This window comes from Pseudomonas sp. PS02303 (assembly GCF_029959925.1).
Taxonomy (GTDB): domain Bacteria; phylum Pseudomonadota; class Gammaproteobacteria; order Pseudomonadales; family Pseudomonadaceae; genus Aquipseudomonas; species Aquipseudomonas mandelii.
The window spans coordinates 1-13,599 of the sequence record NZ_JASCOM010000162.1; the positions used below are offsets into that span (position 1 = coordinate 1).

Below are 13,599 nucleotides of genomic sequence, written 5' to 3' on the forward strand. Positions count from 1 at the left end.
GGCAAGCCTCGCTCCTACAGGGATCGATATCTGAGCACAATTTTGTGATCGACATAATCCCGTAGGAGCGAGGCTTGCCCGCGAAGCTTTTCAGGGCCCGAGAGTTAGATCGGGCAGGTAACGCCCGTACCACCAATCCCGCAATACCCTTCAGGGTTCTTCGCCAGGTACTGCTGGTGATACGCCTCGGCGAAGTAGAACGTCGGCGCTTCTTCGATTTCGGTGGTGATTTCGCCTTTCCCGGCCTTGGTCAACTCAGCCTGGAACACGTCCTTGCTGTGCTTGGCGGCGGCCAGTTGCGTCGGGTTGGTCGCATAGATCACCGAGCGGTACTGAGTGCCGATGTCGTTGCCCTGACGCATGCCTTGCGTCGGGTTGTGCAATTCCCAGAACATTTTCAGCAGTTCTTCGTAGCTGACTTTGGCCGGTTCGTAGACCACCAGCACCACTTCGCTGTGGCCGGTCAGGCCCGAACAAACTTCTTCATAGGTCGGGTTCGGGGTAAAACCGCCGGCATAACCCACCGCCGTGCTGACCACGCCTTCACGTTGCCAGAACTTGCGTTCCGCGCCCCAGAAGCAGCCCAGGCCGAAGATCGCGAAATCCACGTCCATCGCGAACGGGCCCAGCAGTGGGGCGTCGTGGACGAAGTGTTTTTCCGGCACGGTCATCGGGGTTTCACGGCCGGGCAGAGCTTGTTCTTTGGTAGGGAGCACGTTTTTGTTCACCAGGATTTCCGAGCGCAAGACCATCATCAGTCCCCTCAGTCAGGTTGAATGTGAATTGTCAGACACGCAGTTTGCCCAATGCCGGCCGGTTACGCACTACCCCTGTGCGAGCGTGCCTGCTTGCGATAGCGGCGGGACATTAAACATTGATGGCGACTGACACACCGCTATCGCGAGCAGGCTCGCTCCCACCGGGGATTACGGTGTTCCACAGGGATTTTGCGGTGTGCTGTCAGACGAGCGGCCCGCGTGGGTAGCGCTTGAGCTTTTCGATCAGCTCGGCGCCGGGGATGGGGCGGTCGAACAGGTAGCCCTGGCCGACATCGCAGCGGTGGCGACGCAAGAACGCAAGCTGCTCGGCCGTCTCGATCCCTTCCGCCACAACTTTGAGTTTCAGGTTGTGGGCCATGGCGATCACCGCGGAGGTGATTTCCATGTCGTCCTGGTTGTCCGGGATTTCGTGGATGAAGCTTCGGTCGATCTTGATGATGTCGATCGGGAATTTTTTCAGGTAACTGAGCGACGAGTAACCGGTGCCGAAATCGTCCATGGCCAGGGTCAGGCCCAGGCGCTTGAGTTGATCGAGCTGCAAGTGGGTGTCTTCGGTGGCTTCCAGCAGCAGGCCTTCGGTCAGTTCCAGCTCCAGCAGGTTCCCCGGCAGCGCTTCTTCCTTGAGGATGTTGGCGATGGACGCCACCAGGTCCGGGTCGGAGAACTGCTTGGGCGACAAGTTGATCGCCACCTGAAGATTGCCCAGGCCGGCGGCGGTCAGGTCTTTGCTCATGCGGCAGGCCTGGCGGGCGATCCATTTGCCGATCGGGATGATCAAGCCGGTTTCTTCGGCAACGCTGATGAACTGGTCCGGGCGGATCATGCCCTTTTCCGGATGGTTCCAGCGCAGCAGCGCTTCCATGCCCAGCAGGCGACCGCTGCGCAGGCACAGTTTGGGCTGATAGAACACGTCCAGCTCATTCTGGGTCAGGGCGCGGCGCAGGTTGTTTTCCACGAACAGCTTGTAGCTGGCCTCGGCGTTCAGTGCTTCGGTGAACACCTGGACCTGGTGTTTGCCATTGGCCTTGGCCTTGTGCAGCGCCAGGCCGGCGTTGCGCATTAATGTCTGTGGATCGCGACCGTGCAGCGGCGCGCAGGCCAGGCCCACGGAGCCGGTGACGCTGATCAACTGGTTGTCGACGAACATCGGCTTGTCGAGGGTCGCCAGCAATTGGTTGGCGACGTGCTGCCCCATCGCGAGGTCGGTGTTGTCCAGCAGCACGGCGAATTCGTTACTGGCGAATCGCGCCAGGCTGCCGCTCGGGCTCAGGCTGTTGCGCAGGCGCCGGGCCAGGCTGATCAGCAGTTTGTCGCCGGTCTGGTGGCCGAGGCTGTCGTTGATGCGCTTGAAATTGTCGATGTCCACCAGGAGCAGGCTGATCGGCGTATCGCTGTCCCGGGCGAAGCGTTCGTCGAGGTTGCGGATGAACGCCGGGCGGTTGCCGAGGTTGGTCAGATTGTCGGTGTAGGCCAGGCGCTCGATGCGCTGCTGGGCGAGCTTGGTCTGGGTGATGTCTTCGTAGATGCCGATGTAGTGCGTCAGCTCTCGGTTGTCGCCATAGACCTTGGAAATCGACAACTGGCCCCAGTAGGGTTCGAGGTTTTTGCGCCGGCTCTTGAACTCGCCCTGCCAGCTGTTGCTCTTGGCCAGCGCCGACGGTGCGTCGAACAGCAGTTCGCTGAGGTTCTCCAACGCAGGCAGTTCCGATAGCCGCTGGCCGTGGACTTCCTCGGTGGTGTACTGGGTGATCGCCGTGAAGCTCGGGTTGACGTATTCCACCACGCCATCGCAATTGACCAGCAAAAACGCGTTGGCGCTTTGCTCGACCGCCCGCTGGAACAAGTGCAAGGCACTCGTGGCGGTGCGGCGGTTGTGGTTGTTGATGACTTGGGCGAACTGATCGGCCAGCTCGCCGGCGAAGGCGATTTCATCCGACTGCCAGGCACGGGTCGCGCCAGTCTGTTCCAGGCACAGCACGCCGACCACTTGGCCGTCGACGCGGATACTGGCGTCGAGCATGGCGTTCACATCGCGCGGGCGCAGGTGTTCGGCCATTTCTCGGGTACGCGGATCGCGAATGGCGTTGTGCGCATCGATGGCGCGGCTGCCGTGCAAGGCGTCGAGGTAATCCGGGAAGCCGCTGACGTCGATCGGTTCCGGCAGCTGATATTCCCCGGAGGTGCGGTGATAGGCCGAGATCGGCACCAGTAGCGAGCCTTCGAGGTTCCACAGGCTGGCGCAGTCGATTTCATAGATGTCGCAAGCGCTGCGGGTAATCAGTTCGGCGGCTTCTTGCAGGGAATTGTTGGTGCTGTAGCGCTGGCGGGTCAGCAGCAGGATCAAGTCTTGCTGGGCGCGGACCCGATCCAGATGCTGCAGTTGTTCCAACTGGGCGCGCTGATTGAGTTCCAGAGCGATTTGCAGGCGCGAGTTCTGGGTTTCCAGGTCCAGCGACGGCAGCAGCGGTTCACCCTCGAACAAGCCGTCCACGACCATCAGGTAACCGCGCAGAAGGTGTCGATTGTGTTGTCGGTAGGCTTCGCCCAGTTCGAGCAGGCTCAAGGAGCCTTTGGCGGTGTGCAGGTTGTAGCGGATCAGGTAATGCGGGCTCTCTCTGAGTTGCTGCTGAATCGCGTCGTGCAGTTGATAGCGCGCTTCAGGCTCCATCAGGCTGGCATAAGGCGAGTCGACCAAGGCACAAAGCTCCACGGCCGGCAGACCAAATTGTCGTTCGCAATTGGGATCGAGAAACAGGAGTGCCCAGCTAGCTTCATTCAGCCGTTCGAAACGCAGCATGCCGAGCCGCGAGGGCACAGGCAATTGCGTCACTACCTCGGCCACCATACGGCTGGCGGCATCAGGTTGGCTTTTCATTGAGGGAAACTCGCTTCGAATGTGCTGATCGCGCCGGGCTCTCGCCCTCTTTACTGTTGCCTGCGGCAAGGTTGCATCATTGCGACACTGACTGACAAGAGACATGAAGGCCAAGTGCTATAAGAATATGTCGGCAGGGGCGAGGATTTCTCCAGCCAGGGCCGAAAACTAATGCATTTGGCCTTCATTTTCCTTAGTGCAGCGGGATGTTGATCGATTGCAGGCGTCGGCCGTTCCGGTCGTGGTAACTGACCTGAATCTGCTCCCGATCCACCACCAGATGAGCAAAGTTGTCTTCGCTGACCACCTTGCTGGTCAATTCATGTCGATAATCTCCCGCTGCGGTACGTGCCAGCGCCTGGTTCAGAATGAAGGTGGACTCGGAGGCATAGGGCAGCAATTTGCTGTTGCACAGCGGGGACGAGACGATGGTGTGCACGTCGAAGTCCGGATCCTCGCTGTGGGTCAGGCGGCTGGTCAGTGAGCCGTGGACATCGCCGGAAACGAAGATGACGTTCTTGATGCGATGCGTGCGAATCGTCTCCAGTAACCGCAGGCGTTGTTCCGGGAAGGCTTTCCAGGCGTCATCGCCGTTGAGTTTGCGGTCGGGGTAGAACATCACGCTGGTGACCACGAACTTGACCCGGGCCGGGCTGTGGATCAGCCATTTGCACAGCGCCTGTTCCTGCTCATCGTCGAGGATGCGTCGATCATTGGGCGACAAGTTACGACGGGTTCGGCTGTCGGTGACAAACCATTCAATATCGCCTTCGGCGAACTGATACCAATACTGTTCCAACTTTCGGCTTACTTGCCCGCTGGGTAATAAGTCATGCGCCGGACTGTGGCTGGCTTGGTATATCTCATAGGCTGCCATGGCGTTCTTATATAAATAGGCATCGGCCTTGCTTTCGTTGGTGGGCCAGTTGTCTTCTATTTCATGATCGTCGAGGATCATATAAGTCGAGGTATTGGACATTAATCGGGCGATGTTCGGTTGGGAAAAAGCCGCGCGATATTTGCTGAGTATTTCCTTGTATTCCCGGTCGGGAGCAATAACGTTCAGATCATCGACATAAATTTGATCACCCGTCATTAACATCGCGCTGATGGGCGGCTCGGCCTGCTGCGCAAGTTCGGTGATCGAGGCAAAAATACGGTCGCCCAGATGAGGTGCCGAAGGGATGCCTGCGGTCATGCGCAGGTAGCGGCATGAGCCGACGATGTACGCCCTCGGTGTGTTGGCTTTGCTGGACAGGGTGCGAAAGCGATAAATCTCCCGTGGCCATTGCAGCGGCAGTTCCTGAACGGTCTCCACGGTGTGCACCGGGCTCATGGGGCTGAACCATCCGGCCTGGTATTCATAGTCGGTATCGGTGGCGAGGTTGTTGAGTGCAATCACATCGGACATATCGCGCAAGATCGACAGTTTGGCAAAGACACCTTGCGACCAACGCTCTTCCCCCGCGCGCCGATAACGAATGCCGGCAAATACCAGCGAGTTATCTTGACGTTCTCCCCGCAAAAAAATACGTACGTGGTTAGTTGTAGTGTGGCCAATAATAGGGCCGACAGTTGGTTTAAACATGTTCGAATCCGTTCGAAATAACGTTAACTAAGAAAATGAGGTTTTCAGTATTTAAAAGAAAATGCTGTCGAACTAAGCCTAGTTATTAAACGGCAAAAAATATCGAGCGAAAGCCGCCATGAGTTGTGGGCGTTGTAAGCCACGGCTGTAGGAAATTACTTTGTTCAAGGCAAAAAAAGCCCCGCCAAATTGGCGGGGTTGAGGTACGAGCGTGGCGCTCGGAAAACATGGAACGCGACGGGCCCTCCGATGAAGGAGGGCCGGCCGGTGTTACAGCAGGATGGTACGGATGTCCGCCAGCAGGCTGCTCAGACGCTGGGTGAAGCGTGCAGCAGCAGCGCCGTTGATCACGCGGTGATCGTAGGACAGCGACAGTGGCAGCATCAGTTTCGGCTGGAAGGCTTTGCCGTCCCAGACTGGTTGGATGGTTGCCTTGGAAACACCGAGGATCGCCACTTCCGGCGCGTTGACGATCGGCGTGAAGCCGGTGCCGCCAATGTGGCCGAGGCTGGAAATGGTGAAGCAGGCGCCTTGCATGTCGTCAGCGGTGAGCTTTTTGTCGCGGGCTTTGGCGGCCAGCGCAGCGGCTTCGGCTGCCAGTTGCAACAGGCTTTTCTGGTCGACGTTCTTGATGACCGGTACCAGCAGGCCTTCAGGGGTGTCGACGGCGAAGCCGATGTTCACGTACTTCTTGCGGATGATCGCCTTGCCGCTTGGCGCCAGCGAACTGTTGAAGTCCGGCAGTTCCTTGAGCAGGTGCGCGCACGACTTGAGCAGCAGCGGCAGGATGGTCAGCTTGACGCCGGCCTTCTCTGCGACGGCTTTCTGAGCGATGCGGAACGCTTCCAGGTCGGTGATATCAGCCGAATCGAACTGAGTCACGTGCGGGATGTTCAGCCAGCTGCGGTGCAGGCTCGACGCGCCGATTTGCATCAGGCGAGTCATCGGCACTTCTTCGGTTTCACCGAAGCGGCTGAAGTCCACGACCGGAATCGGCGGGATGCCCGCGCCGCCGGTTGCGCCGGCAGCAGCGGCCGGTGCTTCCTTGGCCTTCTGCATCATCGCTTTGACGTAAACCTGCACGTCTTCTTTGAGGATGCGACCGTGCGGGCCACTGGCGCCGACGGCGCTCAGCTCGACGCCGAATTCACGGGCCAGTTGGCGTACAGCCGGGCCAGCGTGAACCTTGGCGCCCGGCTTGGCCGGTGCAGCCGCGGGTGCGGCAGGTGCCGGAGCAGCAGGTGCTGCGGCGGCCGGTGCAGGAGCGCTCGGTGCAGCAGCGGCTGGAGCCGGAGCAGCGGCCGGCGCAGCGCCTTTGACTTTCAGCTTCAGAATCAGGTCGCCAGTACCGACTTCGTCATCCAGCTTGATGGAAACGCTTTCCACCACGCCAGCGGCAGGCGATGGAATTTCCATGCTCGCCTTGTCGGATTCCAGGGTGATCAGCGACTGGTCGGCGGTGACGGTGTCGCCGGCCTTGACCAGTACTTCGATGATCTTGGCCTTGCCCGACGAACCGATGTCCGGGACATGAATGTCCTGGACGCTATCGGCAACCGGTGCGGCCGGGGCTGCAGCGGCTGGCGCCGGAGCAGCGGCAGCAGCCTGGGCTGGCGCGGCAGCAGCAGGGGCCGCAGCACCCGCCACTTCCAGATCCAGAATCAGGTCACCCGTACCGACTTCGTCGTTGAGCTTGACGCTGATGGCCTTGACCACGCCAGCGGCAGGCGATGGGATTTCCATGCTGGCCTTGTCGGATTCCAGGGTGATCAGCGACTGATCAGCCTCGACGGTGTCGCCGACCTTGACCTGGATCTCGATGATCTGGGCCTTGCCCGCCGAACCGATATCCGGGACGTGCACTTGCTGAACCGAAGCGGCAGCAGGCGCGGCTGCTGGCGTTGGAGCAGCGGCGGCGGCAGGCGCAGCAGCCGGTTTCTCTTCAGCTTTCGCAGCCGGCGCAGCGGCAGCCGCAGGGGCCGCAGCAGCGGCACCTTCGACTTCCAGTTCCAGCAGTTCGTCGCCTTCTTTCAGGCGATCGCCCAGCTTCACTTTCAAGCTTTTGACGATGCCGGCCTTGGGAGCAGGGACTTCCATGCTCGCCTTGTCCGATTCCAGCGTCAGGATGCTCTGTTCGGCTTCGATACGGTCGCCGACCTTCACAAACAGTTCAATTACTTCACCTTCACCGCTGCCGATGTCAGGTACGCGAATGAGTTCGCTCACAGAGTGTCTCCTCAGCAGTCCAGTGGGTTGCGTTTTTCCGGGTTGATCCCGAACTTGGCGATGGCCTCGGCCACCACTTTAGGTTCGATGTCACCACGGTCAGCCAAGGCTTCCAGGGCTGCCAACACCACGAAATGACGGTCGACTTCGAAGAAGTGACGCAGCTTCTTGCGGCTGTCACTGCGGCCGAAACCGTCGGTGCCCAGGACTTTGAATTCCTTGGACGGGACCCACTGACGAATTTGCTCAGCGAACAGCTTCATGTAGTCGGTAGACGCGATGACCGGACCTTTACGGCCGTTCAGGCACTCTTCGACATAGCTCAGTTTAGGCTTCTGGCCCGGGTGCAGACGGTTGGTGCGCTCGACGGCCAGGCCATCGCGACGCAGTTCGTTGAAGCTGGTAACGCTCCAGACGTCGGCGGCAACGTTGAACTCTTCACGCAGAATTTTCGCCGCTTCACGGACTTCACGCAGGATGGTGCCGGAGCCCATCAGCTGAACGTGGTGCGCCGCTTCGCGGGTGTCTTCTTCGAGCAGGTACATGCCCTTGATGATGCCTTCCTCGACACCGGCCGGCATGGCTGGCTGCTGATAGGACTCGTTCATCACGGTGATGTAGTAGAAAACGTCCTGCTGCTCTTCGGTCATCTTCTTCATGCCGTCCTGGATGATCACCGCCAGCTCGTAGCCGTAGGTTGGATCAAAGGTGCGGCAGTTCGGGATGGTGGCAGCCAGGATGTGGCTGTGACCGTCTTCGTGTTGCAGGCCTTCGCCGTTCAGCGTGGTCCGGCCGGCGGTGCCGCCGATCAGGAAGCCACGGGTACGGCTGTCGCCTGCAGCCCAAGCCAGGTCGCCGATGCGCTGGAAGCCGAACATCGAATAGAAGATGTAGAACGGCAGCATTGGCTGGTTGTGGCTGGAGTACGAAGTACCGGCTGCAATGAAGGAGCTCATGGCGCCCGCTTCGTTGATGCCTTCTTCGAGGATCTGGCCCTTCTTGTCTTCCTTGTAGAACATCACCTGGTCTTTATCGACTGGCTCGTAGAGCTGGCCGACGGACGAGTAGATGCCCAACTGACGGAACATGCCTTCCATACCGAAGGTACGGGCTTCGTCCGGGATGATCGGGACGATGCGCGGGCCGATTTCCTTGTCCTTGACCAGCTGCGCGAGGATCCGCACGAAGGCCATGGTGGTGGAGATTTCACGGTCGCCCGAACCATCAAGAATCGCCTTGAGGGTATCGAGTGACGGCGTCGGCACGCTGAAGCTTTGCGCGCGGCGCTGTGGCACGAAACCGCCCAGTGCAGTGCGGCGCTCGCTCAGGTAGCGGGCTTCGGCGCTGTTTGGCTCTGGCTTGAAGAACGGCAGGTTTTCCAGCTCTTCGTCGCGAACCGGAATGTCGAAACGATCGCGGAACAGCTTCAGGCTTTCAACATCAACCTTCTTGGTGTTGTGCGCGGTGTTTTTCGCTTCGCCGGCACCGGTGCCATAACCCTTGATGGTCTTGGCGAGGATGACGGTCGGTTGTTCTTTGTGGTTGACCGCTTCGTGGTACGCCGCGTAGACCTTGTACGGGTCGTGGCCGCCACGGTTGAGTTTCCAGATCTCGTCGTCGGACAGATCAGCAACCATCGCCTTGAGTTCTGGCGAGTTGAAGAAGTGTTCACGCACGAACGCGCCGTCTTTGGCTTTGTAGTTCTGGTACTCGCCGTCGATGACTTCGTCCATGCGACGTTGCAGGATACCGTCGACGTCTTTGGCCAGCAGTGGGTCCCAGAAACGGCCCCAGATGACCTTGGTCACGTTCCACTGAGCACCGCGGAAAACGCCTTCGAGTTCCTGAATGATCTTGCCGTTGCCGCGAACCGGGCCGTCGAGGCGCTGCAGGTTGCAGTTGATGACGAAGATCAGGTTGTCGAGCTTCTCGCGGCCAGCCAGCGAGATCGCGCCCAGGGATTCTGGCTCGTCGCACTCGCCGTCGCCCAGGAAGCACCAGACTTTCTGTTTGCCTTCAGGGATGAAGCCGCGGGCTTCCAGGTACTTCATGAAACGTGCCTGGTAGATCGCCTGGATCGGGCCCAGACCCATGGATACGGTAGGGAACTGCCAGAAATCAGGCATCAGCCAAGGGTGCGGATAGGAAGACAGGCCTTGACCATCGACTTCCTGGCGGAAGTTGTTCATCTGGTCTTCGGTGATGCGGCCTTCCATGAACGCACGGGCGTAAACGCCTGGCGAGGTGTGGCCCTGGAAGTAGATCAGGTCGCCGCCGTGTTCATCGGTCGGGGCCTGGAAGAAATAGTTGAAGCCGATGTCATACAGGGTGGCGCTGGAGGCGAAGCTGGAGATGTGACCGCCCAGGTCCGAATCTTTCAGGTTCGTGCGCATCACCATGGCCATCGCGTTCCAACGTACCAGCGAGCGAATGCGGCGTTCCATGAACAGGTCGCCAGGCATGCGTGCTTCGTGGGTAACGGGAATGGTGTTGCGGTATGGCGTGGTGATGGCGTAAGGCAACTGCGAACCGCTGCGGGTTGCGAGTTCGCCCATACGGGTCATCAGATAGTGAGCGCGGTCTTCGCCTTCTTTGTCGAGAACCGATTCCAGGGCGTCCAGCCATTCCTGGGTTTCGACGGGATCGAGGTCTTGCATGGCTTGCTCCAGGGCGGAAAGGCTTCCAGAATCGGTTGCCTGAGTTTGCGACTGGCCTTGTGGGCAGACGATATAAATTCTTGGATTGCCGAGTGGTAGGTTCCGGCGGCGTGTAGTTTTACTACAAATCATCGGGCATTTCAGCTATCTGGATGTATATACGAGTAGTAAAACTACAGATGAGCGGCTTGTGGCCTCCGGCTGCGTTGTGAGAATAATCGTTAAGGTTGGTCTTTTGCCAACCGAAAAAGGTGAAAGCTTGATGCTGCCTGCCAAAAATAAAGAAATTTCAGCTATTTCTAACCTTTGTTCGACAGTCGATCACGTAGTGCGTTTTGAAAAATCACTACATGCCGCCCTCTACACGCCGATCAAGGATAGACCATGAGCCTCCCTCCGCTTGCCGAACTGCCCGGCATTCTCCTGCCGTTTGTCACCCGCGCCGAGCAGTCGTTCCGTACCGCCGTTGCCGAGTTGGAAGATGACCATGGCTTGTCTGCCTGGACAGCTGAGCGCTGGGCGCAATTCGCCCGCGTCACCGCCGCCAGCGATTTCGTGACCGAACAGAGTGTGCGTGACCCCTTGATGTTGCTGGCGCTGGTGCAGTCCGGCGAACTGGACCGCAGCTTTGCACCCGGCGAGTTGTGCGGGCAGATCGCGGCAGCGGTGAATGCGGCCGAAACCGATGACGAGCTCGGTCGCGCCTTGCGCCGTCAGCGTACCCGTCAGCAAGTGCGGATCATCTGGCGCGACCTGACTCGTCAGGCTGATCTGGTCCAGACCTGCCGCGACCTCTCGGACATGGCCGATGCGAGCATCGATCAGGCCTATCAGTGGTTGTACTCGCGGCATTGCCAGCAGTTCGGCGTGCCCACCGGCCGGCGCAGCGGCGAGCCGCAGCAGATGGTCATCCTCGGTATGGGCAAGCTCGGCGCAGTGGAGCTCAACCTGTCATCGGACATCGACCTGATCTTCGCCTACCCCGAGGGCGGCGAAACCGTCGGCGTGAAACGCTCGCTGGATAACCAGGAATTCTTCATTCGTCTCGGCCAGCGCCTGATCAAGGCGCTGGACCCGATGACCGTCGACGGTTTTGTATTCCGGGTCGACATGCGTCTGCGGCCTTACGGCTCGGCCGGTGCCCTGGTGTTGAGCTTCAACGCGCTGGAGCAGTATTACCAGGACCAGGGCCGCGACTGGGAACGCTACGCGATGATCAAGTCGCGGGTGGTGGCTGGCGATCAAGTGGCCGGCGCGCAACTGCAAGAGATGCTGCGCCCGTTCGTTTACCGGCGTTACCTCGACTTCTCGGCGATCGAAGCGCTGCGCACCATGAAGCAGCTGATCCAGCAGGAAGTGCGGCGCAAAGGCATGGCCGACAACATCAAGCTCGGCTCGGGCGGCATCCGCGAAGTGGAGTTTATCGCCCAGGCGTTCCAGCTGATCCACGGCGGTCGCGACCTGAGCCTGCAGCAACGCCCCTTATTAAAAGTACTGAGCACCCTGGAAGGTCAGGGCTACCTGCCGCCGGCGGTGATCAGCGAGCTGCGCGAAGGCTATGAATTCCTGCGGTACACCGAGCACGCGATCCAGGCGATTGCCGACCGCCAGACCCAGATGCTGCCGGACGGTGCGCAGGATCAGGCGCGCATTGCCTTTATGTTGGGCTTCGCTGACTGGGAGGCTTTCCATGCGCAGCTTATGTATTGGCGAGGCCGCGTGGCCTGGCACTTTGGACAAGTGATCGCCGATCCCGATGAAGAGGAAGGCACCGAAAGCGAAGTGGTGGTCGGCGGTGAATGGCTGCCGCTGTGGGAGGAGGCCCAGGATGAAGAAGCCGCCTGCCGCCAGTTGGAAGAGGGCGGTTTTGCCGATGCCACCAAGGCACTGAAAGCGTTGGCCGGTTTGCGCAGCAGCCCGCAGTTGCGCGCGATGCAGCGCTTGGGGCGCGAACGCCTCGATGCATTTATTCCGCGTTTGCTGGCTCAGGCGGTCGAGCATGCCAATCCGGATCTGGTACTTGAGCGCGTGCTGCCGTTGGTTGAAGCGGTGGCCCGTCGCTCGGCGTATCTGGTGCTGCTGACCGAGAACCCCGGCGCGCTGCGACGTTTGCTGACCTTGTGCGCGGCAAGCCCATGGATCGCCGAGCAGATCACCCGCTTCCCGCTGCTGCTCGACGAATTGCTCAATGAAGGTCGATTGTTCAAGCCCCCCCTGGCGCCGGAACTGGCCGCCGAGTTGCGCGAGCGCCTGACGCGGATTCCCGAAGACGACCTCGAACAGCAAATGGAAGCCCTGCGCCATTTCAAACTGGCGCACCGCTTGCGGGTCGCCGCTTCGGAAATCGCCGGCAGCCTGCCGTTGATGAAAGTCAGCGATTACCTGACCTGGCTGGCTGAAGCGATCCTCGCACAAGTACTGGCCCTGGCCTGGCGTCAGACCGTGGCCAAATATGGCACGCCATTGCGCACCGACGGCACCTTGTGCGATCCGGGCTTCATTATTGTCGGTTATGGGAAAGTCGGCGGGCTGGAACTGGGGCATGGTTCGGACCTTGACCTGGTGTTCATCCATGACGGTGATCCGCAGGCGGAAACCGATGGGGCGAAACCTATCGACGGCGCGCAATTCTTCACCCGGCTGGGGCAGCGGATCATTCATTTGATTACCACACAGACCAACTCTGGCCAGCTGTATGAAGTCGATATGCGCCTGCGACCTTCCGGTGCCTCGGGATTGCTGGTGAGTTCGGTGGGGGCGTTTGCCCGCTACCAGGAAAACGAAGCCTGGACCTGGGAACATCAGGCACTGGTGCGGGCCCGGGTGCTGGTGGGCAGCCAGGATGTCGGCCAGGCATTCGAGAAGGTGCGCGCGGCGATATTGGGCAAACACCGGGACCTGGCGACCTTGCGTCAGGAGGTGAGCGAGATGCGCGCCAAGATGCGCGATAACCTCGGTAGCAAGAGCACCGCAGCCGGCACGGCGGCAAATGCCTTCGAGGCCACGGCGCCGTTCGATCTCAAGCAGGACGCCGGAGGTATCGTCGATATTGAATTTATGGTGCAATACGCGGCCCTGGCGTGGTCCGAAACACACCCGCCATTGCTGCGCTGGACGGATAACATCCGCATTCTGGAAGAGCTGGAACACGAAGGGCTGATGCCTGCCGAAGACGCCAGCCTGCTACGCGAGGCCTACAAGGCCTACCGTTCCGCCGCCCACCGGCAGGCCTTGCAGAAGGACCCGGGGGTGATACCGGGTGACCAGTTTGTCGATGAGCGTCGGCAGGTATTGCGGATCTGGCGTGAACTAGGGTTAAGCTGAAACGCGCGAGTTGAAGCAACAAGATTCAAATGTGGGAGCGAGCCTGCTCGCGAAGGCGGGGTGTCAGTCGCCATCGTTGCTGGATGTGACGGCCCCTTCGCGGGGCGGCGCGGGCCCCCCAGATAGAATGGTTTTTTTTATGGACCGAGC

Annotated in this window: 7 protein-coding genes; 2 read left to right on the forward strand and 5 right to left on the reverse strand. The window is 59.9% G+C overall.

Features of this window, described 5'->3' with window-relative positions; genetic code table 11:
- Positions 1-104: 104 nt before the first annotated feature.
- The 5 genes from msrA to aceE form a co-directional block, all read right to left on the reverse strand.
- Positions 105-752 carry a peptide-methionine (S)-S-oxide reductase MsrA gene (msrA, locus tag QMX98_RS25085; RefSeq protein WP_083377249.1) on the reverse strand — a complete coding sequence of 216 codons (648 nt, stop codon included), beginning with the start codon at positions 750-752 and terminating at the stop codon, positions 105-107.
- 208 nt (positions 753-960) lie between these two features.
- Entirely contained in the window at positions 961-3,654 is a 2,694-nt protein-coding gene (locus tag QMX98_RS25090) for a GGDEF and EAL domain-containing protein (RefSeq protein ID WP_083375203.1), read from the reverse strand.
- A 193-nt stretch (positions 3,655-3,847) separates the two neighbouring features.
- Positions 3,848-5,242 carry an alkaline phosphatase D family protein gene (locus tag QMX98_RS25095; RefSeq protein WP_282411527.1) on the reverse strand — a complete coding sequence of 465 codons (1,395 nt, stop codon included), beginning with the start codon at positions 5,240-5,242 and terminating at the stop codon, positions 3,848-3,850.
- A gap of 270 nt (positions 5,243-5,512) precedes the next feature.
- Positions 5,513-7,468: a dihydrolipoyllysine-residue acetyltransferase gene (gene aceF / locus QMX98_RS25100; RefSeq protein ID WP_282411528.1), complete on the reverse strand. Its 1,956-nt coding sequence runs from the start codon at positions 7,466-7,468 to the stop codon at positions 5,513-5,515.
- 11 nt (positions 7,469-7,479) lie between these two features.
- Positions 7,480-10,125, reverse strand: coding sequence for a pyruvate dehydrogenase (acetyl-transferring), homodimeric type (gene aceE / locus QMX98_RS25105; protein WP_010464306.1), 2,646 nt, complete (start codon positions 10,123-10,125; stop codon positions 7,480-7,482).
- A 262-nt stretch (positions 10,126-10,387) separates the two neighbouring features.
- Between aceE and QMX98_RS25110 the strand changes: the two genes are divergently transcribed.
- Together QMX98_RS25110 and glnE are read left to right on the forward strand one after the other, a co-directional pair.
- Positions 10,388-10,513, forward strand: a complete 126-nt coding sequence (locus QMX98_RS25110) for a hypothetical protein (RefSeq protein ID WP_256580097.1) — start codon at positions 10,388-10,390, stop codon at positions 10,511-10,513.
- On the forward strand, positions 10,510-13,449 hold the full coding sequence (glnE, locus tag QMX98_RS25115; RefSeq protein WP_010464304.1) for a bifunctional [glutamate--ammonia ligase]-adenylyl-L-tyrosine phosphorylase/[glutamate--ammonia-ligase] adenylyltransferase: 2,940 nt from the start codon (positions 10,510-10,512) through the stop codon (positions 13,447-13,449). The genes QMX98_RS25110 and glnE overlap by 4 nt, the downstream gene beginning before the upstream one ends.
- Positions 13,450-13,599: the final 150 nt, after the last annotated feature.

What these genes read in the sequence shown, in the direction of transcription:
- msrA (WP_083377249.1), bottom strand. Translation starts at nt 752, where the DNA reads ATGGTCTTGCGCTCGGAAATCCTGGTGAACAAAAACGTGCTCCCTACC.
- QMX98_RS25090 (WP_083375203.1), bottom strand. Translation starts at nt 3,654, where the DNA reads ATGAAAAGCCAACCTGATGCCGCCAGCCGTATGGTGGCCGAGGTAGTG.
- QMX98_RS25095 (WP_282411527.1), bottom strand. Translation starts at nt 5,242, where the DNA reads ATGTTTAAACCAACTGTCGGCCCTATTATTGGCCACACTACAACTAAC.
- aceE (WP_010464306.1), bottom strand. Translation starts at nt 10,125, where the DNA reads ATGCAAGACCTCGATCCCGTCGAAACCCAGGAATGGCTGGACGCCCTG.
- QMX98_RS25110 (WP_256580097.1), top strand. Translation starts at nt 10,388, where the DNA reads ATGCTGCCTGCCAAAAATAAAGAAATTTCAGCTATTTCTAACCTTTGT.
- glnE (WP_010464304.1), top strand. Translation starts at nt 10,510, where the DNA reads ATGAGCCTCCCTCCGCTTGCCGAACTGCCCGGCATTCTCCTGCCGTTT.